Origin of the sequence: Simiduia curdlanivorans (genome assembly GCF_030409605.1) — a bacterium.
GTDB classification, from domain to species: Bacteria; Pseudomonadota; Gammaproteobacteria; order Pseudomonadales; family Cellvibrionaceae; genus Simiduia; species Simiduia curdlanivorans.
In genome coordinates this window covers 2641221-2666494 of record NZ_JAUFQG010000004.1, presented here as the reverse complement: position 1 = coordinate 2666494, position 25274 = coordinate 2641221, and the positions used below count along the sequence as shown (strand labels likewise).

General features: G+C 53.9%; 23 protein-coding genes. 5 read left to right on the top strand and 18 right to left on the bottom strand.

All coding sequences use genetic code 11. The features are described from left to right. The first annotated feature begins 16 nt into the window (after positions 1–16). The 5 genes from QWY82_RS11690 (at position 17) to QWY82_RS11670 (ending at position 3721) form a co-directional block, all read left to right on the top strand. Complete coding sequence (locus QWY82_RS11690) at positions 17–577, top strand: peptidylprolyl isomerase (protein WP_290262491.1); 561 nt, start codon at positions 17–19, stop codon at positions 575–577. Positions 578–613: 36 nt separating this feature from the next. Next, positions 614–1375 carry a pyridoxine 5'-phosphate synthase gene (locus QWY82_RS11685; RefSeq protein WP_290262488.1) on the top strand — a complete coding sequence of 254 codons (762 nt, stop codon included), beginning with the start codon at positions 614–616 and terminating at the stop codon, positions 1373–1375. 120 nt (positions 1376–1495) lie between these two features. Then, entirely contained in the window at positions 1496–1915 is a 420-nt protein-coding gene (locus tag QWY82_RS11680; RefSeq protein WP_290262487.1) for a CBS domain-containing protein, read from the top strand. Positions 1916–2011: 96 nt separating this feature from the next. Then, complete coding sequence (locus tag QWY82_RS11675) at positions 2012–2896, top strand: Rossmann-like and DUF2520 domain-containing protein (RefSeq protein ID WP_290262485.1); 885 nt, start codon at positions 2012–2014, stop codon at positions 2894–2896. Between the two features lie 45 nt (positions 2897–2941). After that, entirely contained in the window at positions 2942–3721 is a 780-nt protein-coding gene (locus tag QWY82_RS11670; protein WP_290262484.1) for a TrmH family RNA methyltransferase, read from the top strand. Between the two features lie 135 nt (positions 3722–3856). Here QWY82_RS11670 and QWY82_RS11665 read toward each other — a convergent pair whose 3' ends face one another. The 18 genes from QWY82_RS11665 to leuB all read right to left on the bottom strand — a co-directional run bounded on the left by QWY82_RS11665 (position 3857) and on the right by leuB (position 25252). Continuing rightward, positions 3857–4237 carry a VOC family protein gene (locus QWY82_RS11665; protein ID WP_290262482.1) on the bottom strand — a complete coding sequence of 127 codons (381 nt, stop codon included), beginning with the start codon at positions 4235–4237 and terminating at the stop codon, positions 3857–3859. A 29-nt stretch (positions 4238–4266) separates the two neighbouring features. After that, entirely contained in the window at positions 4267–6330 is a 2064-nt protein-coding gene (locus tag QWY82_RS11660; protein WP_290262479.1) for a transglutaminase TgpA family protein, read from the bottom strand. Further along, a complete protein-coding gene (locus QWY82_RS11655) occupies positions 6324–7301 on the bottom strand; it encodes a DUF58 domain-containing protein (protein ID WP_290262477.1) in 978 nt (325 codons plus the stop codon). Before QWY82_RS11655 ends, QWY82_RS11660 begins: the two co-directional genes overlap by 7 nt. Before the next feature lie 65 nt (positions 7302–7366). Then, positions 7367–8212 (bottom strand): hypothetical protein, encoded by an 846-nt coding sequence (locus QWY82_RS11650; protein ID WP_290262476.1) that lies wholly within the window; start codon positions 8210–8212, stop codon positions 7367–7369. Positions 8213–8409: 197 nt separating this feature from the next. After that, positions 8410–9333: an AAA family ATPase gene (locus QWY82_RS11645; RefSeq protein ID WP_380736579.1), complete on the bottom strand. Its 924-nt coding sequence runs from the start codon at positions 9331–9333 to the stop codon at positions 8410–8412. A gap of 4 nt (positions 9334–9337) precedes the next feature. After that, positions 9338–10576: an O-succinylhomoserine sulfhydrylase gene (locus tag QWY82_RS11640; RefSeq protein WP_290262472.1), complete on the bottom strand. Its 1239-nt coding sequence runs from the start codon at positions 10574–10576 to the stop codon at positions 9338–9340. 4 nt (positions 10577–10580) lie between these two features. Then, positions 10581–12113 (bottom strand): amidophosphoribosyltransferase, encoded by a 1533-nt coding sequence (gene purF, locus QWY82_RS11635; RefSeq protein ID WP_290262471.1) that lies wholly within the window; start codon positions 12111–12113, stop codon positions 10581–10583. A 136-nt stretch (positions 12114–12249) separates the two neighbouring features. Beyond that, positions 12250–12756 (bottom strand): CvpA family protein, encoded by a 507-nt coding sequence (locus QWY82_RS11630; protein ID WP_290262469.1) that lies wholly within the window; start codon positions 12754–12756, stop codon positions 12250–12252. A 117-nt stretch (positions 12757–12873) separates the two neighbouring features. Then, the gene (locus tag QWY82_RS11625; RefSeq protein ID WP_290262466.1) at positions 12874–13449 is read right to left on the bottom strand and encodes an SPOR domain-containing protein; all 576 of its coding nucleotides are present in this window, start codon (positions 13447–13449) and stop codon (positions 12874–12876) included. A 60-nt stretch (positions 13450–13509) separates the two neighbouring features. Next, positions 13510–14832 (bottom strand): bifunctional tetrahydrofolate synthase/dihydrofolate synthase, encoded by a 1323-nt coding sequence (gene folC, locus QWY82_RS11620; protein ID WP_290262464.1) that lies wholly within the window; start codon positions 14830–14832, stop codon positions 13510–13512. Positions 14833–14839: 7 nt separating this feature from the next. Then, complete coding sequence (accD, locus tag QWY82_RS11615; RefSeq protein WP_290262461.1) at positions 14840–15700, bottom strand: acetyl-CoA carboxylase, carboxyltransferase subunit beta; 861 nt, start codon at positions 15698–15700, stop codon at positions 14840–14842. 39 nt (positions 15701–15739) lie between these two features. Then, the gene (gene trpA, locus QWY82_RS11610; RefSeq protein WP_290262459.1) at positions 15740–16549 is read right to left on the bottom strand and encodes a tryptophan synthase subunit alpha; all 810 of its coding nucleotides are present in this window, start codon (positions 16547–16549) and stop codon (positions 15740–15742) included. Positions 16550–16616: 67 nt separating this feature from the next. Further along, positions 16617–17867, bottom strand: coding sequence for a tryptophan synthase subunit beta (trpB, locus tag QWY82_RS11605; RefSeq protein WP_290262458.1), 1251 nt, complete (start codon positions 17865–17867; stop codon positions 16617–16619). 37 nt (positions 17868–17904) lie between these two features. After that, a complete protein-coding gene (locus QWY82_RS11600; RefSeq protein WP_290262457.1) occupies positions 17905–18543 on the bottom strand; it encodes a phosphoribosylanthranilate isomerase in 639 nt (212 codons plus the stop codon). A gap of 103 nt (positions 18544–18646) precedes the next feature. Next, positions 18647–19477, bottom strand: a complete 831-nt coding sequence (gene truA, locus QWY82_RS11595; protein WP_290263526.1) for a tRNA pseudouridine(38-40) synthase TruA — start codon at positions 19475–19477, stop codon at positions 18647–18649. Between the two features lie 117 nt (positions 19478–19594). After that, entirely contained in the window at positions 19595–22510 is a 2916-nt protein-coding gene (locus QWY82_RS11590) for a motility hub landmark protein FimV (RefSeq protein WP_290262455.1), read from the bottom strand. 522 nt (positions 22511–23032) lie between these two features. Then, on the bottom strand, positions 23033–24142 hold the full coding sequence (gene asd / locus QWY82_RS11585) for an aspartate-semialdehyde dehydrogenase (RefSeq protein WP_290262452.1): 1110 nt from the start codon (positions 24140–24142) through the stop codon (positions 23033–23035). A gap of 36 nt (positions 24143–24178) precedes the next feature. Further along, a complete protein-coding gene (gene leuB, locus QWY82_RS11580) occupies positions 24179–25252 on the bottom strand; it encodes a 3-isopropylmalate dehydrogenase (protein WP_290262450.1) in 1074 nt (357 codons plus the stop codon). Between the last annotated feature and the right edge of the window lie 22 nt (positions 25253–25274).

Sequence of the window (25274 nt, the reverse complement as noted above, 5' to 3'; positions counted from 1 at the left end):
TGTCATGGACCTACCTATGAACCTGAAAAAAATACTCTTTGCACTTGCTTTGCTAAGCCTTACCCTGCCCGCCTTGGCGGCCAATCCGAAAGTGCAATTGGACACAGATTTAGGGGTTATTGTGCTCGAGGTGTTTAGCGATAAAGCGCCAATAACCGCGGCAAACTTTCTCACCTATGTGGACCAAGGTTTTTACAACGGCACCATTTTTCACCGCGTAATTCCCGGCTTTGTGGTGCAAGGTGGCGGCATGACCTTTGACTTCGTCTCCAAAGCCACGCGCGACCCCATTGCGAATGAATCCAATAACGGTTTACTCAACAACTACGGCACCCTGTCTATGGCGCGCACCTCGCACCCAGACTCGGCCACCTCGCAATTTTTTATCAACGTTAACGTGCGCGGCAACCCGCATTTAGACCCACAAAAGAGCATGCCCGGCTATGCCGTGTTTGCCAAGGTGATTAAAGGCATTGATGTGGTTGACGCCATTACCCGGCAGCCGCGCGGTCAATTTCGCGCCTACCCCGAGGCGCCAAACAACCCCATTCGCATCATTAAAGCCAGCCGCCTTTAACCGCGCCACACAGCCTCAAGCCATTTGTGAGTAACCGTGAAAACTGCACTGAGCATCAACCTAAATAAAATTGCCTTGATCCGTAATTCGCGCGAGGGCAACTTCCCCGATGTTTGCGCGCATGCGCAGGCCTGCATTGACCACGGCGCCGACGGCATCACCGTGCACCCGCGGCCCGACCAGCGCCATATTCGCGCCAGCGATGTGCCGGCGCTGGCGGAACTGGTGGCCGGCGTTAAACAGGTTGAATTTAACGTTGAGGGCAACCCTTTCGCCCCAGCCATGGGTAGCTACCCGGGCTTTATGGATCTGGTGGCAGCCAGCAAACCGGACCAATGCACCCTAGTGCCAGACAGCGACGCTCAACTGACCTCCGATCACGGCTTCGACTTGACCCAAAGCGGCGCCAAGCTAGCGCCGATCATCGCCCGACTAAAAGATCAGGGCATGCGCGTCAGCTTGTTCATGGACCCGGATATTAGCCAAATCGAACTTGCGGCAAAGCTCGGCGCCGATCGCATTGAACTCTATACCGGCCCCTTTGCCGAGGCTTTCAAACAGCATCCCGAAAAGCTGCCGGCCCTGCTCGCGCAATTTGGCGCCGCCGCCCAAGCCGCCACTGCCCTTGGCCTCGGCGTGAACGCCGGGCACGACCTCAACCTGCACAATTTAGGCGCCTTCCGCCAAGCCGTGCCGGCGCTGCTGGAAGTTTCCATCGGTCACGCCTTCGTGGTGGACTGCATTGCACTGGGCTTACCTGCAGCTATGGCGGCTTATGTTAAAGCCTGCAGGGCTTGAAGCACGGCCTTCTAGCTTGCGGCTTGTAGCTTTTGGGGGCGGCTCCCGCCTCACGGCTTGCAGCTATTTACCCCACAGCCTGCTAGTCTTTAGGTAACAAGTTTCGACGAGGAGCCCCTTATGCAATCGATATTGGTACAAGACTATATGAATCGCCAACCGCTATTGGTGAGCGATCAAGACAATATACGCGCGGTTGTGTCTAAACTTATTGGCCACAACGTTATTGGCGCGCCTGTCGTGAGTGCCGGCGGCGCCCTAGTTGGTTTTGTGTCTGAGCAGGATTGCATCAAAGAAATGCTCAATGACGCCTTCTACTGCGAGGAGCCTGGCAGTGTCACCAAGGTGATGCACAAAGAGGTGCTGACCGTTACGCCCACCACCAGTATTGTCGAAATGGCGCAAACCATGCTGGCCAGCAAACCAAAGAACTACCCGGTGATTGATAACGGCAAAATCGTCGGGCTCTTTAGCCGGCAGCATGTGTTGCGCGCCCTGTTGGATAACGATGAAGACTGCTATCTTCGCAAACCAAGCTAGACGCCGTCGCTAGCACATTCGGCGCACGCGGTGCGCCTTTTTATTTTATTGCCTTCGATATATTAAATACTCACTGAGAATAACCGCGCAGCCACCATGACACACATTCCCACGCTCGCCATTTACGGCGCCGGTAAAGTTGGCAAAACGCTGGGTCGCCTGTGGGTAGACAGGAAGCTCGTCAGCCTTGCCGATGTGGTTTGCCAAAGCCGTGACAGTGCGCAACAGGCGGTGGCATTTATTGGCGCCGGCACAGCGCGCAGCAGCAGCGAAAGTCTGCACCTTGCCGATATTTGGTTAATCACCTGCCCCGATGATTCGATCGAACAAGCGGCCAAAAAAATTGCCGCCGATGCCGCGCTGCCAAACAATGGCCTACTCCTGCATTGCTCCGGCAATAGCAGCAGTCAAGCCCTAGGCACTTTTGGCTCGGCGGCGAGCGTTCACCCCGTGCATTCATTTGCCAATCCGGAAACGTCTCTCGCACAATTTAGTGGCAGCTATTGCACCGCCGAAGGCGATGAGGCCGCTCTCAAACTGGCTAAACATCTATTTACCGCCATCGGCGGTCAGTGGTTGGCCATTAATGCCGCAGCAAAGCCGTGCTACCACGCCGCTACAGTCACCGCCAGCAATCACCTCGTCACGCTACTCGATCAAGCCGTACGACTCGCGCAAAAAGCGGGCTTGAATGAAGCGCAAAGCCGCGCCCTGCTCAAACCACTGGCGCAAAACGCGCTCGACAATCTGTTTAACCACGGCGGCCGCGCGAGCCTCACCGGCCCCATAAGCCGTGGCGATACAGAAACTGTCGCGAGTCACTTAGGCGCATTGGCGCATCTTAGCGATGCCAGCCAAGATCGAGACCTGTATCATGCGTTAGCCCGTGCAACCTTAGACATTGCCGAGACGCAAGCGCAGCCACCCGGTCGACTCAGCGCCCTGAAAGCGCTGCTTAGGATTAAGCCTGCGCAAACCTAACAAGCATAAACCAGCCCAAAGCCCTCATAAATATCGACACAGCCCATGACTCAGAAACAGCAAGACTCCGAAGCCTACAAGCAGAAGCGCAAATTTTTTGACAAGCTGCTGACCATCTATGGCCGCAAGCCAGTGCAGGAAGCACTGCAACAACCGGGCATCGAAATTCACCGGCTGCACTTGGCCGACAGCAATAAACCTGCCGCCGTGCTGGATGACATTATTCGCATCGCCGAACAGCAAGGTGCGGAAATTTGTTACCACAGCAAGCAGGCCCTATCGCGCATTTCTAAAAACGCCAAGCAAGACCAAGGCATAGCCGTGGATTTAATTCTGCACGGCTATCAACAGGCCGATGATTTTTTACAGAACTTGCCGAGTCAGTTTGAGCTCATCGCACTCGATGGCATCACCAACCCACAAAACTTGGGCATGATTATTCGCTCGGTGGCGGCCAGCGGTATTGCCGGTTTGTTGCTGCCCACCAAAGGTGGCGCTCAAATTGATCCACTGGTGATAAAAGCCAGCGCCGGCGCGCTGTTTCGCTGCCCGATTATTCGCTGTGATAATTTGTCTGAAACGCTGGAGCAATTTAAAACCAAGGGCGCGCAGATATGTGCGCTGTCGTCTCACGCGCACATGAGCGTGAAAGACTTCAACCCGCAGGGTGCGGCGATTTATGTCATGGGCAATGAAACCAACGGGGTTTCAGAAGAGATAGGTAAGCTGTGTAATCAGCATTTGAAAATACCCATGAGCAACGGCGTGGAATCGTTAAACGTGGCGGTTACCGCAAGTTTGTTGGCCTTTCGATCGCAATTATAACGAACTAAAAAAATCGGGCAGTTCACCTAGGTAAACTGCCCGATTAGCGGACTTAATTCGCGCCCTATTGCCGAATCATCTGGCGGCTATGCCCCCATGCATCTCTGTTTGATTCGACTCTGTTCTACTCGGAATTTATTCAACTCGGTAGAGCGCGCATATTTTATTGCCAGCAGGATCGCGCAAATAAGCCAAATACAGTTTACCCCCTGCACCTTCCCGAACCCCCGGGGCCGCTTCGCAGGCGCTACCGCCATTGGCTAAACCGGCGGCATGCCAAGCATCGGCTTGAGCTGGATCTTTAGCGGAAAAGCCAATGGTGCTGCCATTGCCGCTACAAGCCGGCTCACCATTGATGGGTTTGCTAATGGCAAACACACCGGTCTTGGTAAAATAAAAGCAGCGCCCCTTATCATCAATCACACCGGGCTTGTAACCCATAGCGCCCAATATTGCGTCGTAAAACTTTTTCGATTCTTGAATATCATTTGCACCCAACATGACATGGCTAAACATTTTGATGATCTCTCTTTAGTAGTAACGGGTTAACTTGCTTTATCACTCATGGATTTTTTATCGCCGCTGACTCGCGCGGACCGAATAGCTTTAAAGGCTAATATTTGCACCTTTAACGCCTTGAGGTATTCACTGGATTTTACCGAGCCGGCGTAAAGACAACGATCAAAGAGCAAACTCAAGCGCTGTAGCTGGCTGGCCTGCTCGGGATGCTGCTCGCCAAGGCGCGCGAAGAAAGCGCCTAAGGGCTCACCGGCTTTTCGAGCATCGGCTTCGGGCAGGCGCTTTTCAAATAATTTAAGTAAGCGCAACACCGGCGGCAAGGGGGCTGGGCGCCCCTGCCACATCATCCACAGGCCCAGCAGTATTAACGGTAAGGCTGCGGCGGCTAGAAAAATCAGCCCCACCTGCCACGAGTCCATTCCGGAAAACCATTTATTTAACGCCGCGCGATGATTTTCCTGATCGAAGCCCACTACTTGACTCTGCCAATAGTAATTCAATTCGTCCCACTGCAGGCGCGCGCTGTTGAGCCATTGCAGGTGGCTATAGCGCATCAAAGAAAGCGGTTCGCCGAGTAGCGTTAGATCATCGGCCATAGCCTCGCGCAAACCGCCTTCGATGCGCTGGGGAGCAACCGCCCCGGTAGGATCGACGCGCAGCCACTGGCCATCAACCCACACTTCGGCCCAAGCGTGGGCATCCATTTGGTGGACCAGTAGGTAATCGCCGTCGGCCGCCAATTCGCCACCTTGATAACCGGTGACCACGCGCGCCGGTATACCCGCGGCGCGAGCAAACACCACAAAGCTACTGGCAAAATGTTCGCAAAAGCCGCGCTGGGTTTCGAACAAAAAGTCGTCCACGCTATCGCGCCCCAGAGGGGGTGGCTGCAAGGTGTATACAAAGCCCTTTCGAATCCAGGCATTGAAGCGCGCAATAATGGCGCCCGGCTCTTGCGCTTCGAAAGCCCATTGTTTTGCCAGTTCAAGGGTGCGCGGGTTAAAACCCTCGGGTAGCGATAGGTAGTGCTTGCGCATAGACGGATGCAGTTCTGCTGCTTCCTGTTGCAACACCGACTCAATCATAAACGCCTGCCGCTCTTGAATCGGCGCCAGTGTTTCAACGGTTTGATCGATAGTCACCAACCAGCGTTGTCGGCTTTGGACATTGAGCGGCGCACCTAAGGTAAAGAGCCAATGGCGGTTTGTGGGCTCCATCAAAATTTGGTATTTCAGCAGCGCATCTAGCGGCGTATTGGCATCCACTTTCGCGCGCCACGGCGATGGAACATGATGTTTTAAATCGCGACCGCGACCACCCGGATTAAAATCGTAGGAGCGCTGTTTCCAGGCGCGGCCATCGAACTCACTGAGCACCAAACCACGCCAATATCGTTGCGCGGGGGGCGGTGTGGCGCCGTCAAAGGAGACCCTAAAGGCGAGCCGCGCTGATTTGGTTAAATCAACCACGTCACCGGGCGCCATGGTTTCGCTGATACCAGTTTTGGCCGCATGTTTTTGCGAGGGCATAGACCAAAGCGGCGCGATTCTCGGCGTCATCAGAAACAATACCAACATGATGGGTATGGCCTGCGCCAACATCAACGCGGATTTTTTAAGCGCCAATTTTATTTGCAGCTGCGCCTCGCTGAACAACAGTTGTTGTGCACCCAACAAACACCAAAAACACAAACCGGCATATAGGGTATCGAGAATTAATTGCGAGAACAGCAACTGGGCACTGGCGGTAAAAAAGCCTAAGAACACCACCAGTAGTGCATCCCGGCGGGATTTCATTTCCAGCAATTTAAGTAACATGCCAACGATCAATAAACCGGTGGTGGGCTCTACCCCACGCCAGCTACCGTAGCCCTGCCAAACGCCAAACGCACACACCAACACCAACATCAGCTTGATAAGCTTACCGGGCATGGACCACACACCCTGGTGTATTTTCCAGCGCCAATAAAATACCACGCAACCGGCTGCCACCACCCAAATGGGTAGATGCACTAAATGCGGCGCCACTGACAGAAGTAGGGAAAATAACAACCAGAGCAAACTGTTGCGGGGAATTTGATCAATTAACATAGATCGTCCTGGCCGAAGACCGCCAGCTCATACAGGCAGCGGTTGCGATGATCGTCGCCCTGCCCCATGTCGATAGTAACGCCGGGTAGCTTGAGTGAAAAAGGCAGGCCTTTACGGTGTAAATAAATGACCCAATAACACAAGCGGCTAAGCCTGTTTTCCACATCCATACCGGCGAAAAATGCCCAATCGAGCGCTTGCGCCTGGCCTTGCGGGTCGGCAAATTCTTTTAACATTAAGCCTTGGCCGCGAGCGTAATGCTTCCACGAAATACGACGCAGAGAATGGCCCGGCTGGTAGCTTTCCAAACCAATAAAATCATCGGAGCCAGACTTTTGAAAGTGCGCATCTAACTCGCCTTCGGCACTTTGCCAAGGCGCGTGTTCGGTGGCGATTGGCAAGGGGTAAACCAACACTTTGGCGTCCAAATCTAACCAGGTCCAACAGCGTAAAATACCCAGGGGGAAAACACTCTGAATGCGCATACGGCCCGGCACATGCCAACCGCGCTTGGGGCAAGCCGACCACAGGTTCGCCTCCGCCTCTAGGTGCGTCAAGGTGAGGTGATTAAGCGGCCCATCTTTCCAGTTCAACTCTAGCGCAACACCTTTATTCAAGCCCGGCTTTTGACTAACCCGGACGCGAAAATCCGCATTTTCCCCGGCGAACACGGGCTGTACATCGCCGAGACTTAACACCAAACCGGCCATGTTGTTGTAGGTGTGCAAAATGCCAAGCACGAACACACTGAGCAGTAAAAACATAAAACCGAGGATCAGGGTGTTCTCATAATTGGTGCCCATGACCCACAGTAGCGCCAACAAGACGAAATAACCTAGGCCGCTTAAGCTTGGAAAGATGAAGAGGTTGCGCTGACCTAACTGGATCTGCCGCGCGGGTAGGATGCGACGCTTTATCCACGCGTGAAAGCGCGTGCGCCAAAACTCTGAGATGTGAGCTGTGTTAATCAAGGGGCTGACCATCAACCAAAAGCCAACCCTAAATCAAGCCGCGAATGATTGAAAGCCTAGATGGCCTAATGGCTAAAAAATACCGCGTCAAAACCACCATCATCGGTCAACATGTGTACGCCCACCATCTCTTTATAGGCCGGTAGATGGTCGCCGATAAAAAAGGCTTTGGGCTTCTCCGCTAGATAGGGTGTGTCTTCGGATTTTAATTTTTCGCAGGCGTTTTTGACCACAATATCGGAGAAGCGCTCCATGGCCGCGACCGGAATAAAGCCCTCACTTTCGGGCTCGCCGCTGAGGGAGCTGGAAATACGCTGCACCTGTTCCGCCGGTACCGCCATACCAAAGTGAAAGGTGCGTGGCCCCGAGACTTTTTGTAACACGATGTAGGGTAATTTCTTTTGCAGCCGGCCCTCTTGCTGTATCGAGTTAACCGATACCACCTGGCGGCAGATTCGCTGCAAACCTTTAATCAACTCGTTTAAACACAATTGAATACTTTCGGCTTGGGGCAGGCTGAGTAAGGCATTTTCACACAGTTTGCGCGCCAACTTGCTCTCGTCGCTGTACCTCAGCTCCAAAGCGTCGAGCTCAGACGCGGCAATTGCGCCGCGATCGACAAGCACCCTGCCCAGGGAAACCTGCGTCGCCTTTTGCAGAATAATCAGGCACTCCAACTCCTCTTCGCTCAACAAACCGCGCGACACTGCCAGTTCACCCAAACGTAAATCGGTAGTGCGCTGCTCTCGATTGAGCTCCGCCACTTGCCGCGGGCTCAATAAATTGCTGTCTATGGCCAGCTCGCCCAAGGACTTGTTGCGCAGCCGCAAATCGCGATTCGCATCTCTTAATTCAGCTTCAGTGATTAATTCTTCGCGCAATAAAAACTGGCCAAAGAGCGATGCGTGCATGCCTTAAACTCCTGTAGCGGGATTAGGTACGAGCAGATTTAGGTATAGCTAAATTGGCCCTCGCTGTCGAGATTCAATTTGGCATATAAATCATCTTCTGGACCCAACAACGGTATATACCCGGAACAGTGCGATAAGCTGGAGAGACTCGCGGAATAACTAACGCGCGCAGTAATTACCCAGAATTAGCGCAGAGCCTAGCCGGCCAGCACTTCTACGGCGTCTAAGGTGGATTGAATCAGGCTAAGGCCTTGATGGTCGCCCTGCTCGCCCGCGCCTTTAACGCGATGGGCGGCCACCGGCAGCAACATTTTTTGCAGGTCCTCTGGTACCACGTAGCGACGTTTGTGCAACAGCGCCCAAGTTTTTGCCGCGCGTAAGAGCGCCAAGGCACCGCGTGGCGAAAGACCGTAGCTGAAGCCCGATGCAGTACGGGTGTGATTGACCAAGCGCTGCAGGTAATCGAGTAGCGCATCGGAGGTTTGCACCTCGGGGATTTTGGCGCGAATGGCCTTGAGCTGCGCCAAACTGATACTCGGCTTCAGGCGCTTGAGTAGCTCTCGACTGTCTTCACCCAAAAAAAGCGCGCGCTCGGCCTCTGACGAGGGGTAGCCGAGACTGATGCGCATGAGAAAGCGATCTAGCTGTGACTCGGGTAGATGAAAAGTACCGGCCTGCGACAGGGGGTTTTGGGTCGCGATAACAAAGAAGGGATCGGGCAGCGGACGCGATTCGCCATCCACCGTCACCTGCCCCTCTTCCATGGCCTCGAGCAAGGCGCTTTGGGTTTTCGGGGTGGAGCGGTTAATTTCATCGGCCAACAGAATTTGCGCAAACACGGGGCCTGGGTGAAAGGTAAAGCTGCTCTCGGCTTGATTGAAAATGGAGATGCCGAGAATATCGGCAGGCAACAAGTCCGATGTAAACTGGATGCGGTTGTAAGATAAACCTAACACCTGCGCCAAGGCGTGGGACAAGGTGGTTTTGCCCATCCCAGGTAGATCTTCGATCAGCAAATGCCCCTTTGCGATTAAGCAGGTCACCGCGAGTTTAATCTGCTCGTCTTTACCCAGCAGCACGCTGGCAATTTGCTCGCAGGCGCCGGCTACGGGCTCCAGCATATCGTTAAAGGGCATCTACACCCCGCGCTAGATCGGCTATTAAGTCATTCACATCTTCCAGCCCAACCGATAGTCGAATCAAATTTTCGGTGATGCCTGCCTGCGCCTTATCCTCGGCACTTAGGCGCCCGTGGGTGGTTGTGGCCGGATGCACGATGGTGGTTTTAGCATCGCCGAGATTAGCGGTAATACTAAAAATACGGGTGGCATCAATAAAGCGCCAGGCCGCTTCTCTATCGCCCACCACCTTAAAGGACAAGACCCCACCAAAGCCACGCTGCTGCTGCTTCGCTAATGCGTGGCCTGGGTGGTTCGGAAGACCGGCGTAGTAAACCTGCTCAATCTTGCTTTGTCCGGCCAACCACTCGGCCAGCTTTTGCGCGCTGGCGCAATGGGCATCCATTCGCAAGCGCAGGGTTTCTAAACCCTTTAAAAACACCCAAGCGTTAAAGGCGCTCATGGTTGGGCCTGCCGTGCGAACAAAGGCCAGCACTTCGTCCATATCGGCCTGCGCACCCACCACCACACCACCGACACAGCGACCTTGGCCATCTAAATATTTAGTGGCCGAGTGCACGATAATATCCGCGCCCAAAGCGAGTGGCTTTTGTAGTGCGGGCGAACAAAAGCAGTTGTCCACCACCAACTTTGCGCCCTGTGCGCGCGCCAAGGCGGCAATAGCCGGGACATCGGCGACTTCACACAAAGGGTTGGATGGCGTTTCTAAAAACAGCAACTTGGTCTGCGGCTTTAACGCCTGACGCCAAGAATCGAGATCGGTCAAAGTCACGAAGCTGGTTTCAATCCCCAACTTGCCAAGGTATTTGGTAAACAGTGCATTGGTTGTGCCGAATACGCTGCGCGAACACACCACGTGGTCGCCGGCTTTTAGCAGCGCCATGCAGGTGCTCAAAATAGCCGACATGCCCGAGGCCGTAGCTACCGCCGCCTCGCCACCTTCTAACAGCGCCATGCGCTCTTGAAAATAACGCACGGTGGGATTGGTATAGCGCGAGTAAACATTACCCGGGTTTTCACCGGAAAAGCGCGCCGCTGCCGCTGCCGCCGAGTCAAACACGTAGCTCGAGGTCATAAACATCGCCTCGGTGTGCTCACCTTCCGGGCTGCGCAAGTGCCCGCCGCGCACGGCCAAGGTATCTAGACCGGCATCGGTTAGCGCTTCGTTTAATATTGCTCGCTGCTGATCTAAGTAGGCGTTAGACCCCAAATCCTTTTTCGACATGGTATTAGCCAAGTTCCTGCATATCGTTGTGTAGTCCGATGACGGTATCGCCGTCGACTGTCTTCTTCACATCGCCGGCTTTCGCATTGTCATTGCGCGCGGCATCTAGGCGGGTCAAATAAAGTTCATCCACATCGCCGGTGACATAGTGGCCGGTAAATACCGAACAATCGAATTCTGTCACCTCTGGGTTGCCCTCGCTAGACGCCGCAACCAAGTCTTCCAGCTCTTGATAAATTAACCAGTCAGCGCCAATTTCTTTACATATCTCTTCGGTGCTGTGGCCGTGCGCGATTAACTCCTTGGCCGATGGCATATCAATACCATAGACGTTCGGGTAGCAAACCGCTGGTGCGGCAGAAGCGAAGTAGACTTTGTTGGCACCAGCTTCGCGCGCCATTTGAATAATTTGTTGGCAGGTTGTGCCGCGCACAATGGAGTCATCCACCAGTAGCACGTTTTTACCTTTAAACTCTAGCTCGATGGTATTGAGTTTTTGGCGCACGGATTTTTTCCGCTGCTGCTGCCCCGGCATAATAAAGGTGCGACCGATATAGCGGTTTTTAACTAAACCCTCGCGAAACTTCACGCCCATGGTTTGCGCCAGAGCCTGACCAGCCACGCGGCTGGAATCGGGAATAGGTACAACCACATCGATGTCGTGATCGGGTCTTTCGCGTAAAATTTTCTCGGCTAATTTTTCACCTTGACGCAAACGCGCCTTATAAACAGAGATGCCGTCCATGATGGAGTCTGGGCGAGCGAAGTAAACATGCTCGAAAATACACGGGCGAAGCACGGCATTCTTGGCGCACTGACGGCGCTGCAAATCGCCATTGGAGCTGATGTAAATTGCTTCACCTGGCGCCACATCGCCAACCAAGGTAAAACCTAAGGTATCCAGCGCCACGCTTTCAGAGGCCACCATGTACTCGACGCCGTGGGCTGTGTCGCGCTTGCCGTAAACCAGCGGGCGAATGCCGAAGGGATCGCGAAAGGCAACGACGCCGTAGTCTGCAATTAACGCGACCACGGCATAACCACCCTTGACGCGCTCGTGCACCGCCTCAATAGCGGTAAAGAAATCGCCGGCCTCAGGCACCAGCTTGTTTAAACGGTGCAACTCGTGGGCGAAAACGTTAATTAACACTTCGGAATCGGAATCGGTATTGATATGGCGTAAATCGGCGCGGAAAACGTGTTTGCTCACCTCGTCGGCATTGGTCAAGTTGCCGTTGTGGGCCAAGGCAATACCGTAGGGCGAGTTGACGTAGAAAGGCTGCGCTAGCGCGGGACCAGAACTACCGGCGGTGGGATAGCGCACATGGCCTATACCCATGGTGCCGGTCAAACGCAACATGTGACTGGTGCGAAACACGTCGCGCACTAGGCCATTGGCTTTCACTTGGGCTAGGCGACCCTTATCGCAAGTGACAATACCTGCGGCGTCTTGGCCTCTGTGTTGCAACATCGTCAGCGCATCATAGAGTTGCGTGTTGACATTGCCTTTACCAACTATTCCCACAATACCGCACATACCGTTCTCACCTTAGCAAAGACTGCCAGTTACAAATGAATGGCCTTTCAACAATCCTTGCCGAGAGCGCCTGATAGCCCAGTGGCCACCAATCTTTAAATGTTTAGCGATAGCGCGCGCACTGCGCACCTAGGCGCTAATCAACTGCATTAAATAGTTTGCCAAACCAGCCCGACACGTCGTCGCCTAGCTGCTTGCTCCAACCTTCGAAAGATAGAAACTGAGGAATCAGTTTAGACTCATTCCACCAAGGGTCTTCGGTAACCGGCAAAAAATGCGGCAACCAGATTAACAGTGCCATCACCACCACTAGCCCTCTGGCCATGCCAAAGACCATGCCCAGGAGACGGTCGGTACCGCTGAGGCCGGTCATTTTAACCAATTGGCTAATAAGGTAATTCACCATGGCGCCCACAATTAAGGTGCCAACGAAGAGCAATGCAAAAGACAGAGAGTGGACCACCGAGGGCGTATCTGACACACCGCTGAGTAAAGGCGCCAGCTTGTCGTCGAACCACATAGCAATGAAGATCGCCAAGACCCATACGGCCAAGGACAGTGCCTCTTTAACGAAGCCGCGGTAGATACTAATGACACTCGAAACGACAAGGATCGCAAGGATCATCCAGTCAGCCCAATTCATGCAAGACAACTCATGGGGAAGTGTTCCTTTGGTTTCAAGGCGCGCATTCTAACAATTGAGGCGGGCCAACGGTAGGTGTATTTTCCATCCACCGGCGGCGATCACACAGCGACCGGCCTAGGGCTTAAACTCCCTAAGCAGTGAATTCACCTTAAGGCTTTGATCGACGGTCTTTTTCAGCGCCAGCATGGCCTGTTTATCGGCCTTGGGCCCGACAAACACCCGTACCACCTGCTGCCCCTTGGAATTAACCAGAGGACGAATGAAGGCATCGTGGCCGGCTTTATTGAGCCGATCGCGTAGGTCTTCGGCTTTTTTTAGCTCGGTAAAACTGGCCACCTGTAAAACCCAACCCTGGAGAACGCCGTCCTCGTTCAGCCGTACCTCTGGCTTGCTGGGCTGGCTTAGCGCCGGCTGCACTGGCTCGGCAAGGCTAGGTTGATTAATAACTTCAGGCTCCGCTGGCTCGTCGAGCATTTGATACATCTGCTCTGGCGCCTTGGCCGGCTCTATGCCCTCGGGGCGTGCGGCTGGTGCTATTTGCACCGGGGTAATCTGGGGTGTGGGCGGTATCTGCGATTGGCCGCCGATATAGCGGTTATCTGGCTCGTCAAACAAACTCGGGAAGAAAATCACCGCAACTGAGGCCAATACCACGGCGCCTACTAAACGCTGCTTTACACTATCATCCACCGACGTATTCCTTGTTTTAGCCGCTTCGTTTCCGCTTCCGGCTAGGTTAAAAACCTACAATTATGATATTTCAGCCGCCGTTGGCGCCTGCGCTAGCCAAGCTAAAGCGGCCGCTACCGTAAAAAATGAGCCCAAGACCCAGATACTATCATTGCCCGCACTATTTCGCAGTGCCGCTTGCAGGGCTTCAGCCACATCCACATGGACACTAAACGCCGCCCCGGGCTTATGCGCGCTTAACTTATTGGCGAGCAGTTCAGCTGGCGCCGCGCGCCCGACCCCCTTCAGTTCAGGAAAGTACCAATGACCAATTTCATCGCCTAAGAGCTGCAGCACCGCGTCTATGTCTTTGTCGGCCATCATGGCTAACACCAGGTGCGTCTTTCCTTTAACCGCCGCGACGCCGACCGCATCCGCCGAAGCTTGCGCCAACTGCCTAAGCTGCGCCACGCGTTGAAGAAAAAACGTGCAGGCAGCAGGGTTGTGCGCGACATCCAACAACAGCTGTCGATCTTGGTAATCGACGCGCTGAAAGCGCCCGGCAACACTCAGTGCCGGCAGCACCTCAGCTAGCCATAAGGTGGGAATCGGCAGGGCCAATTTCACCGCGGCCACCAAAGCGGCACACACGCTCGGCAAGGGCAACTGCGGCAAATCGAAGCGCAACTGGTGCTGGCCAAAAGTTAAAACGCAGCGCTGTTGCTCTTGCGCAAGGAAGAAATCGCGATCCACGAGGGATAAATCCGTCGCCAGCTGATTTGCCACGTCAACGACGGCGTTTTCGATCCGGCTATCGATATAAACCGCCAGTTGATGGGGCCGAAAAACACCGGCTTTTTCTCGCCCGATGGCGGCTAAATCTGTGCCCAACCAATCCTGGTGGTCGAGCGCAATACTGGTAATTAGGGCAGCGTCGGCATCAATAATATTGACCGCATCCAGGCGCCCGCCCAAGCCCACTTCCAAGAGCCAAAAGCGCAGCTGTAACTCATTGAAAATCCACAGCGCCGCGAGTGTGCCGAATTCAAAATAAGTGAGGCTTATGTCCTGAGCTTGGGCATCAATGGCGGCAAAAGCGCGGCAAATTAAACCATCATCCACCGGCACACCGCCGACGCGAATGCGCTCGTTATAATGGAGCAGATGAGGTGAAGTGTAGGCACCGACGCTCTCGTCGTTGGCGAGACATAAACTTTCGAGCGTGGCGACCGCACTGCCCTTGCCGTTGGTTCCAGCCACGGTGATGACAGTGCGCTGGGCGCAAGGTTGGGTAAGCCCCAACCTATCCGCCACCTGCTTTACCCTGGCCAAGCCTAAATCGATGGCACTTGGGTGGTGTTGCTCTTGCCAATGCAACCAATCAGCAAGGTTATCGAAGCGCATAAATTTGTTAGGCGACCTTCGAGTTAGTGAACTTAGCCAGCAGGCCAGCAACGCGATCGCGCATTTGCTCGCGCGGAATGATCATGTCGATAGCGCCGTGCTCCAACAAAAATTCTGCCCGCTGAAAACCTTTGGGTAATTTCTGCCGAATGGTTTGCTCGATGATGTTTGGCCCGGCAAAACCCGCGCGCGAGCCAGGCTCGGCGGCATTAATATCACCCAGCAAGGCCAAGCTTGCCGACACGCCGCCGTACACCGGGTCAGTCATCACAGAAATATAGGGTACACCGGCCATGCGCAGGCGTTCGATAACAGCACTGGTTTTCGCCATTTGCATCAGCGAGATCAAGGCTTCCTGCATACGCGCGCCACCGGTGGCGGAGAAACACACCAACGGGATACCTTCTTTCAACGCCACTTGCGCGGCGCGAGTAAAGCGCTCGCCCACCACATAGCCCATGGAGCCGCCGTGGAAAGCAAACTCAAAGGCCACTGCAACCACTGGCATACCTTTAAGCAAACCTTTCATGGCCACCAAGGCGTCTTTCTCACCGGTATCTTTTTGTGCTTGGGTCAATCGGTCTTTGTATTTTTTTATGTCTTTAAATTTCAGGCGATCAATCGGCAACACGTCGGCACCAATTTCATGGCGCTCTTGCTCATCGAGGAAAATATCCAAGCGCCGGCGCGCACCGATGCGCATATGGTGTTCGCACTTAGGGCAAACATCCAAATTGCGCTCTAATTCAGGACGATAAAGCACCGCGGAACACTTTAAACATTTTTTCCAAAGACCTTCAGGCACTTTACTTTCTGCCTTCTTAGAGTCTTTACGTACGTTGGTTACAATTTTGTCTAACCAGCTCATGTCGTTCTCACCCAGTGTTAGAGTTTCAAATAATAAATGTTACAAACCATTCAACGCGAGGCGAATGGGTTTTATTAATGCGGCAACTTGCTTGGCAATATCGTCAGCGGGCTTATCGGCCAGCTCGCCCATTTTAGCGACCAGCAAACTTCCCACTACCACACCATCGGCAACGGCGGCCACAGCCTTGGCCGAATCGGCGTCTTTGATACCAAAGCCTACACAGAGGGGCAAATTCGAATGCGCGCGAATTTGCGCGACCTTTTCGGTGACTGAGGCAATATCTAAATGACCGGCACCGGTGACGCCCTTAAGCGACACGTAGTAGAGAAAACCGCCAGCCAAACCAGTAATAGACGCTATGCGGGCATCTTGCGTTGTGGGCGCGATCAGAAAGATATTTTCCAGCTCGCTAGCCTTTAACTGCTGATTAAATTCTTGTGCCTCTTCCGGCGGCAAATCAACGGTTAAAAAACCATCCACACCGGCGCTGACCGCTGCATCCGCAAGCGCTTTGTAACCCATACGGACAATGGGGTTAGCGTAGCCCATTAATACCACGGGGGTGGTTTGATCCGATTTTCGAAACTCTGCCACCATGGCGAGGGTATCGCGCAGGCTAGTGTTATAGGCCAATGCGCGCTCGTGCCCAAGCTGGATCACCGGACCATCAGCCATGGGGTCGGAGAATGGGATACCAATTTCCAAAATATCGGCGCCTTCGGCAACCAATTGTTTCATGGTAGCCAGTGTTGCCCCCGGTACTGGATCACCGCTGACAATGTAGGTGACTAAGGCTTTTTTCTTCGCCTCTTTGAGTTGCAGTAAACACGCGTTAATGCGGTTCATTCGAAATTCCTGTGCAGCTTGTTTTACGCTATTTTTTTAAGGGTTTGAGCAATGCGGGTAAACACTACTACTTGCCCGATGTATCCACCGTAATGCCGTCGATATCAGCCACCGTCAAAATATCTTTGTCGCCGCGGCCCGATAGATTCACCACAATCACCTTGTCTTTAGCCATGGTCTTGGCCAGCTTCATCGCGTAGGCCACGGCATGGCTAGACTCGAGTGCCGGCATAATGCCTTCGATACGGGTCAAGCTTCTAAATGCCGCTAGCGCTTCGTCGTCGTTGATGGCCACATACTTAGCGCGACCGGCATCTTTTAAGAAGGAGTGCTCTGGCCCAACGCCGGGATAATCTAAACCGGCCGAGACCGAATGGGTCTCAATAATCTGGCCGTTTTCGTCTTCCATCAAGTAGGTTCTGTTGCCGTGCAAGATGCCAGGGATACCGTCGTTCAGCGGTGCGGCGTGGCGACCGGTTTCAACGCCATCGCCCCCGGCTTCGACACCGTACATGGCCACATCGGTATCTTTCAAGAAGGGGTGAAACAAGCCAATGGCATTAGAACCACCGCCCACACAGGCCACCAAGGCATCGGGTAGACGACCGATTTGTTTCAACGATTGCTCGCGTGCTTCGCGCCCGATAACACATTGGAAATCCCGTACTAGCTCCGGGTAAGGCGCGGGGCCAGCAACGGTGCCGATGATATAAAAGGTGTTGTCGACATTGGTAGCCCAGTCGCGCATGGCCTCATTCATGGCATCTTTCAGCGTGCGCGAACCAGACTGCACCGGAATCACTTCCGCGCCCAGCAGCTTCATGCGGTAAACATTGAGCGCCTGACGGCGAACATCTTCGGCCCCCATATACACTTGGCACTGCATGCCCAAACGCGCCGCGACCGTGGCCGTGGCAACGCCGTGCTGACCAGCACCAGTTTCGGCGATCACACGCTTTTTGCCCGAGTGCTTGGCCAACAGCGCCTGGCCGATGGTGTTGTTCACCTTATGGGCGCCGGTGTGGTTGAGGTCTTCGCGCTTCAGATAGATGCGCGCCCCACCCACATGCTCGGTCAGCCGCTCGGCGAAATACAGCGGCGACGGCCGCCCCACATAGTGGGCCAAATCGCGATCGAATTCGGCTTGAAAATCCGGGTCGTTTTTCAGGCGTCGGTACATGGCATCGAGCTCATCGAGCGCATGAATTAAAGTCTCGGACACAAAGCGCCCGCCGAACTCACCAAAGCGCCCTTTGCTATCGGGCACCGCATCAAAATCAACTGTTTGTGAACCCTGCTTGTTTACTACGTCTGACACATTCGACTCCACAATCCATGAGGCCAAGCCTCGTATTTTATTTGCTCTGATCGGCGCGCTGCACCTGCTGAATTAGGGCGCGCACGAGATCAATACCTTTCACACCCGGGGCAGATTCGACGCCGCCACTGACATCCACGCCGTATACGGCGGTCTGCTCGATTGCCGCGCCAACGTTTAATGGCGTTAAGCCACCCGCCAGCAACAGCGGCCGAGCGCATTTTTTTGGCACCCGCGCCCAGTCAAAGGACTCGCCAGTACCACCGGGCACGCCCTTTTTGTAGGCGTCTAACAAAAACCCGGCGGCCGATGGGTAGGTCGCCATTAGGGCTCCAATATCCACCCCATTTTGCATACGTAGGGCTTTAAAAAACGGACGCTTAAACTGCTGACAAAAGCTATCGGGCTCATCGCCGTGAAACTGTAAAACCGACAGTTCTACCTGTGCCAACACCTGCTCGACGTCTTGCGCCGAGGCGTTAACGAACAAACCCACCTTATGGGTAAGCGGCCCGAGAGCCCTGGCAATTTTCGCCGCCATATCGGTAGCTACCCAGCGCGGGCTGGGCCGGTAAAACACCAAGCCTATGGCGTCTACACCACAGGCTTCAACAGCAAGGGCATTATCGACCGACGTCAGGCCACAAACCTTTACCCGGGTACGCTGTTGCTTCAAAGCGCCAAACTCCCACACGTTTCACTCGCACTCGGCAACAGGCGCGAGCATTCAAAAAAATCGAGGCCGAATGGTAGCAGAAAAGCGCACGCAAAGCCCCCAGCTAACGGCCGAAATCGCCCAGCTTTTCGGCCAAAAAACACGGCCCCGGCGGCATATTTGGAATTTCAAACAGCTCTGGATAGGCCACATGCACTAAATAGAGCCCGTAGGGCGCTGCCGTTTCTGCGGCTTTGGTGCGGTCTTGTGAGGCTAAAACCTCAGCCACCCAAGCGGGTTCACTCCAACCCTTGCCCACGCGCATCAGCACCCCGGCGATATTGCGCACCATATGATGTAAAAAGGCATTGGCGCTAATTTCCATGACAATTAAATTGCCTCTGCGGGCTAAATCAATGCGTTTAATTTCGCGATTTGGGTGACGGGCCTGGCATTGCGCCGCGCGAAAGGCATTGAAATTGTGCTCGCCTAGAAGGTGTTTAGCACCCGCCTGCATCAACTCGATATCTAGCGGCTCTTTGCACCAAGTCAGCTGGTCGGCCATTAAGGCAGGACGAAATGGCGAGTTAAAGATGATGTAGCGGTAAGTTCTATCGCGGGCACTAAAGCGCGCGTGAAAGGCCGCCGGCACTTCAGCCGCCCATTTGACCGAAACACCACTGGGCAAATTGGCGTTAACGCCCGCCGTCCAAGCCTTAACCGAGCGCTGAGCGCGGGTATCGAAATGCACGATTTGATGGGTTGCGTGCACGCTGGCATCGGTGCGGCCAGCGCAGGCGATGGTGATTGGCTCGTTAGCCACCTGCGATAACGCCAGCTGCAGCGATGCCTGCACCGTCGGCACTCCCGCTTCTTGCTGCTGAAAACCGTGGAAGCCGGCACCGTGGTATTCAACCGCTAAGGCCACCCGCCGCACGCCGTCGGGCAACGCCATGCCCGGCAATATCTCACAATTCGGTGTGTATTCTTTCTGCACGTGCCAGCCTATAAACCGTCGGACATAAAAAAGCCCTGCAAGCTAACGCTTACAGGGCCCATTGGCAAGTTTCAATTAACCGATGCGGCTAAGTAACTCCTGCGCTTCGCTTTTCTGTTGGGCATCGCCCTCTTCCATAACTTCGCCCAGAATATCGGCAGCACCTTCGCTGTCACCCATATCAATATAGGCTCGAGCAAGATCCAGTTTAGTGGCCACCTCGTCGCTATCGGCTAAGAAGCCTAACTCCGCGTCAGCATCATCGTCGTCTAGATCTGAATCCATCGCATCGGCAGCTACCGATGGGCTAGCTAAAGGCGGCAAATCATCGGCGCCATCTTCAATGCCTAGGTCAGCGCTAATATCAAACTCTTCAATCTCATCTTGCGCAGCTGTTTCAGTAGCCAGAGACGACAAATCGTCTTCGTCATCAAGACCGGCAGATAAGGTTTCCATCTCCTGATCCAAGGCCGCCAAATCCATATCGCCGAAATTGTCGTCGGAGTCAAAATCGTCCGCCTCAACAGACAGCTCTTCGTCGGCATCCAAGTCACCTGCATCTGCTGGTGGGCTTAGGCTCAATTCGTCGTCCAGCGCTAAATCGAAACCCTCATCCTCTTCTACGGCTAATTCATCATCCAAGGACAACTCGAAGTCGTCGCTCTCGGTTTCCACTTCGGCTTCCGCTTCGGCGGCATCGTCGAGAGACAATTCTAGGTCGTCATCCAAGGACAACATGAAGTCATCGTCTTCCTGAGCCGGCTGCTCTGGCTCAACAGAACTTAGGTCAGCAGTGCTTGATGCTGGCGCAGGCTCAACATCCAAGTCACCTAGGTCTAACGCAAACTCTTCGGTGTCGTCAGACAAGTCTAAATCGAGTTCCAGCGCTTCATCTTCAGAGGCACCGCTGTCGTCCAGATCGAGTGAAAACGATTCTTCGGCATCGGCCTCAGCATCATCGTCCAAGCCATCCAGAGTAAAATCTAACTCATCGACGTTTTCAGACACTTCAGCATCATCGAGGTTTAGCTCCAACTCTTCATCAGAAACCAAACCCTGCTCAGCAGCCAAATCGCCAAAATCGCTCTCTAGGCTGTCCAAACCTTCTAAACCATCGAAGTCGGTCTCATCAATACCTTCTTCGGCCAGACTCAACAGTGGGTCGGCATCGTCATCCAAATCAAACGCTGAGGTAGACGCGGCAGCCGCGGTGCCAACCGCTGCCACTTGAGTGCGGTCAAAATCACCAGCACCGGGAATAGAGTCGCGCAACTCTTCGGCTCTTTGCTTCGCGGCGCGATCGCCGTTCTGCAGCAAACCGGCATAGTGGGTGTCGAAAGCTTCAAGGTTTTGAGTCTCGGCGTAAACTTCGAGCAACTTAAGGGTGACATCGACACGGCCAGGCTCTTGATCCAGCGCCTTTAACAGCATGTCCTCGGCTTGATCGTATTTACCATAGGCGATGTAGATATCTGCCTCACCGGCCACGTCAGCGGTTTCAGCCTCGGCAGTTTCGACTTCCTCATAGGGCTCCACCGGCTCGTCTTCGATGTCTGGCGCCGAATCGAAATCGGAATCATCTGGGAAGGAAAATTCCTCCTCTGGCTCTTCGTCCTGCTCGGCAAAAGCATCAAACTCTTCCTGCTCCGCTTCGGCGTCTTTACGGCGCTTCCAGAAGAATAAACCACCCAAGAGTGCGACCAAGGCTATGGCAACATACAAAATGTTGTCCATCACCATATCCATCAGTGTTGGTTCTGGCTTAGGGGCAACAACCACAGTATTGGCGGGACGAACTGGCTCTGCTGCCGGCTCCTTTACCTCTGGTTCTTGTGCTTCCGGCTCGGATACGACCGGCTCCTCAGCACCAACCTCTTGGCCCGCGGTAAGCTGCATGGCGCGCAACTCATCGCTAGTAACCTCTAGCATGCGCTCCATGGTGGTGATTTGTGCTTCCAAATCTTCCACGCGAGAAACCAACTCACTGTTTTGACGGCGCGCAGAGCCAAGCTCTTCTTGCGCAATCGCTAATTCGTTCTGCAAAATTTCGCGCTGACGGCTATTGCCACCACCGCTAGACACATCGGTAGAGGACTCGCCTGCGCTCAACTGAACGCGACCTTCGCGCGAGCTTTGACGATCGGCCACTGAACCACTGCGGCTACTCGCATCCAACGCTGCACCACCGGACCACTGATTGTTTTGGTAAGCCACTTCGTTAATGGCCTGGCGGGTGCTCAAGGAGGAGATTTCATCCGCCGCGGGCAAGCGCAATACCTTACCCTTCTTAAGCAGATTAATGTTGTCGTTAATAAAGGCATCTGGGTTTAAGCGCTGAATCGCCAGCATGGTTTGCTGGACGGAATAGCTGCGATCGGGGCGCGCCATCAAGGCGATATCCCAGAGAGTGTCATTGGCCTGTACGGCGTAAGATCCATCCGATGCCTGAGTACGCGGTGCGGGTCGCACGGCTGGTGCCGGGGGCCGAACAGCGGGCGCTGCTGTGGCCGAGCGAACCTCGGGGCGCGGTTTTACTTGCTGCGGTTCGGCTTGCTGCTGAGGCGCGGCAACGGCTTTTTGATTTTTTTCACTGAAGGTGGGCAAATCCATCAGCACAGTGTATTCGCGCAACATGCGGCCGGTGGGCCACTGCGTTTCTAATAAAAAGTTCAGATAGGGTTCGCGCACATCTTCCTTAGTGGTAACCCGCACGTGGGGGTTATTGGGGTCATCCAATACCACCTCAAACTTTAAGCCGGTGAGGAAGAAGATGCGATCAACATTGGCCCTCTCATAGGCTTCGCGCGTGGCGAGACGAACGATAATCTCCTCTTCACTCAGGTCGCGAACCTGCAGTAACTTAATCTGGGCATCAAGAGGTTGGTTCAATGCCGAGTTGAGCTTGATTTCACCCAAACCTAAGGCAAAACCCAGATTGGAGACCAACGCAGCTGTTGCCCCAACTGCTAAAGCCAACTTACGAAGACGCATATGACGATCCTTTTATTATCTCCCTGACGTTAGACTGACCGACTTCCGGCCTTAATTATGTCTAGCGCCATCCCAAACGAGCCCGAAAATTCTACAACTGAAGCGAGGCACTTTATTGTGCTCTAACACCTCAGTGAGTCATAACGGTCATGAAGTTAGACTACAAACCTAGAATATATCTTCAATAGTGCTCGTAAGTCTGCATTATAAATAGCTTTTTATCAACAATTGAGCCGGACAAGCAACACAAGAATAGCTCCCCATCTATCCCCATGTGGCGGCTAAAACGAGACTTTTCAGCATAAGGCGGCACTATAGTGTTAAAAAATTGCGCGAGATGCGGCAGGCTTCACACCTTAAAGATGCCAGTGCAAAAACCTTAACCGGTTGATTTAAATAGCATTTTTAAAATCAACGCAAAACATCAAGCCCTAGGGTTCCAGTCTAGAAGATTTTGCACTCGGAGAAAAAGTAAAGGGCTGCGAAAGCAGCCCTTTATCGAACATCACTACACAAAAAATGCTATTTATCTAACAAAACCCGCAACATACGACGTAGCGGCTCGGCCGCGCCCCACAACAGTTGGTCGCCAACGGTAAATGCCGACAGATACTCGGGCCCCATATTCATCTTGCGCAGACGACCAACAGGTACCGACAAGGTTCCCGTGACCGCCGTGGGGGTCAGCTCTTTCAGGCTCGCCTCGCGGCTGTTAGGCACCACTTTTACCCAATCGTTCGCCGAGGCCAAGATTTGCTCAATGTCGGCCAAGGGCACATCCCGATTCAGCTTAATGGTCAGCGCCTGACTATGACAACGCATAGCGCCAATTCGAACGCACAAGCCATCCACCGCCAAAGGGTTCGCCGAGCGACCCAAAATTTTGTTGGTCTCGGCCTGGCCCTTCCACTCTTCCTTGCTCTGACCACTATCGAGCTGCTTATCGATGTAAGGCAACAAGCTACCAGCAAGGGGAGCGCCGAAGTTGTCGGTGGGAAAGGCGTCTGAGCGCATGCTGGCGGCAACTTGGCGATCAATGTCTAAAATCGCAGAAGCGGGATTATCCAGCAGCGGCTTAACGCTGGCGTGGATGCTACCCATTTGGCTGATCAGTTCGCGCATATTTTGCGCACCCGCACCACTGGCTGCTTGGTAAGTCATCGACGACACCCAGTCGACGAGGCCTTCGCGGTATAAACCACCCAACGCCATCAACATCAAGCTGACCGTGCAGTTGCCACCGATAAAGTTCTTCACGCCCTTGCTCAAACCGTCTTTGATCACGCCGAGATTGACCGGATCTAAGACAATAATGGCATCGTCTTTCATACGCAGGCTGGAGGCAGCATCAATCCAATAGCCGTCCCAACCGGCGGCGCGCAGCGATGGAAAGATCGCGTTGGTGTAATCGCCACCCTGGCAGGAAATAATCGCATCCATCGCCTTGAGATCATCAATGCTGTTGGCATCTTTTAAGGTTGGAATATCTTTGCCAATGGCCGGGCCAGTACCGCCCACGTTTGACGTTGTGAAAAAAATCGGCTCGATAAGCGCGAAATCATTTTCAGCAACCATTCGCTCCATTAATACAGAGCCCACCATGCCACGCCAACCTACAAATCCAACTCGCATTGCTATCTTTCAACCTGTGATAATTTAAATATTTTATTAAAGCGCGGCCACGACGGCATCGCCCATTTCTACAGTACCCACTTGCTTCATGCCCGCCGACATAATGTCGCCCGTGCGCAAGCCCTGATCCAACACCTTGGAAACCGCCAGTTCAATGGCATCAGCCGCGGCTGGTTTATTCAATGAGTAACGCAACATCATCGAAACAGACAGAATGGTCGCCAGCGGGTTGGCCACACCTAAACCTGCTATATCGGGCGCAGAACCATGACAGGGCTCGTACATACCGCGACGATTTTTGTCCAGTGACGCCGAGGGCAACATGCCAATGGAACCGGTCAACATTGCGGCGGCATCGGAGAGAATATCACCAAACATATTGCCGGTAACCATCACATCAAATTGTTTTGGCGCTTTTACCAATTGCATGGCGGCATTGTCCACGTACATATGCGACAGGCTGACCTCTGGGTACTCGGGCGCCAGCCGGTCCATCACCTCGCGCCAAAGCACCGTCGCTTCAAGCACATTAGCCTTATCCACACTGCACAAGCGCTTGTTGCGCTTCATGGCCATCTCGAAGGCGTTGCGACCGATGCGTTCGATTTCGCTCTCTGAGTACTTATAAGTGTTAAAGCCTTCGCGCTCGCCGTTTTCCAAGGTGCGAATGCCGCGCGGCTCGCCAAAATAAATACCGCCTGTTAGCTCGCGCACAATAAGAATATCGAGGCCAGAGACAATCTCGGGCTTCAAGCTAGAGGCATCGGCTAGCTGCGGATACATAATGGCCGGCCGCAAATTAGCAAACAGCTGCAGCGACGAACGCATTTTCAGCAAGCCTTTTTCCGGGCGAATGGCGCGATCCAATTTATCCCATTTAGGGCCACCCACAGCGCCCAATAAAATAGCATCGGCCGCGGCAGCGCGCGCCAGCGTTTCATCGGACAGGGGCACACCGCATGCGTCAATCGAGCAGCCCCCCATTAGCCCTTGTTCAAACTCTAAACCCAAATCGAACTGTGCGTTAACCTTGTCCAACACCTTGCGCGCTTCGGCGATTATTTCTGGGCCAATGCCATCGCCGGGCAACACTAAAATCTTTTTAGTCACAATCATGTCCTTTATTCACGAA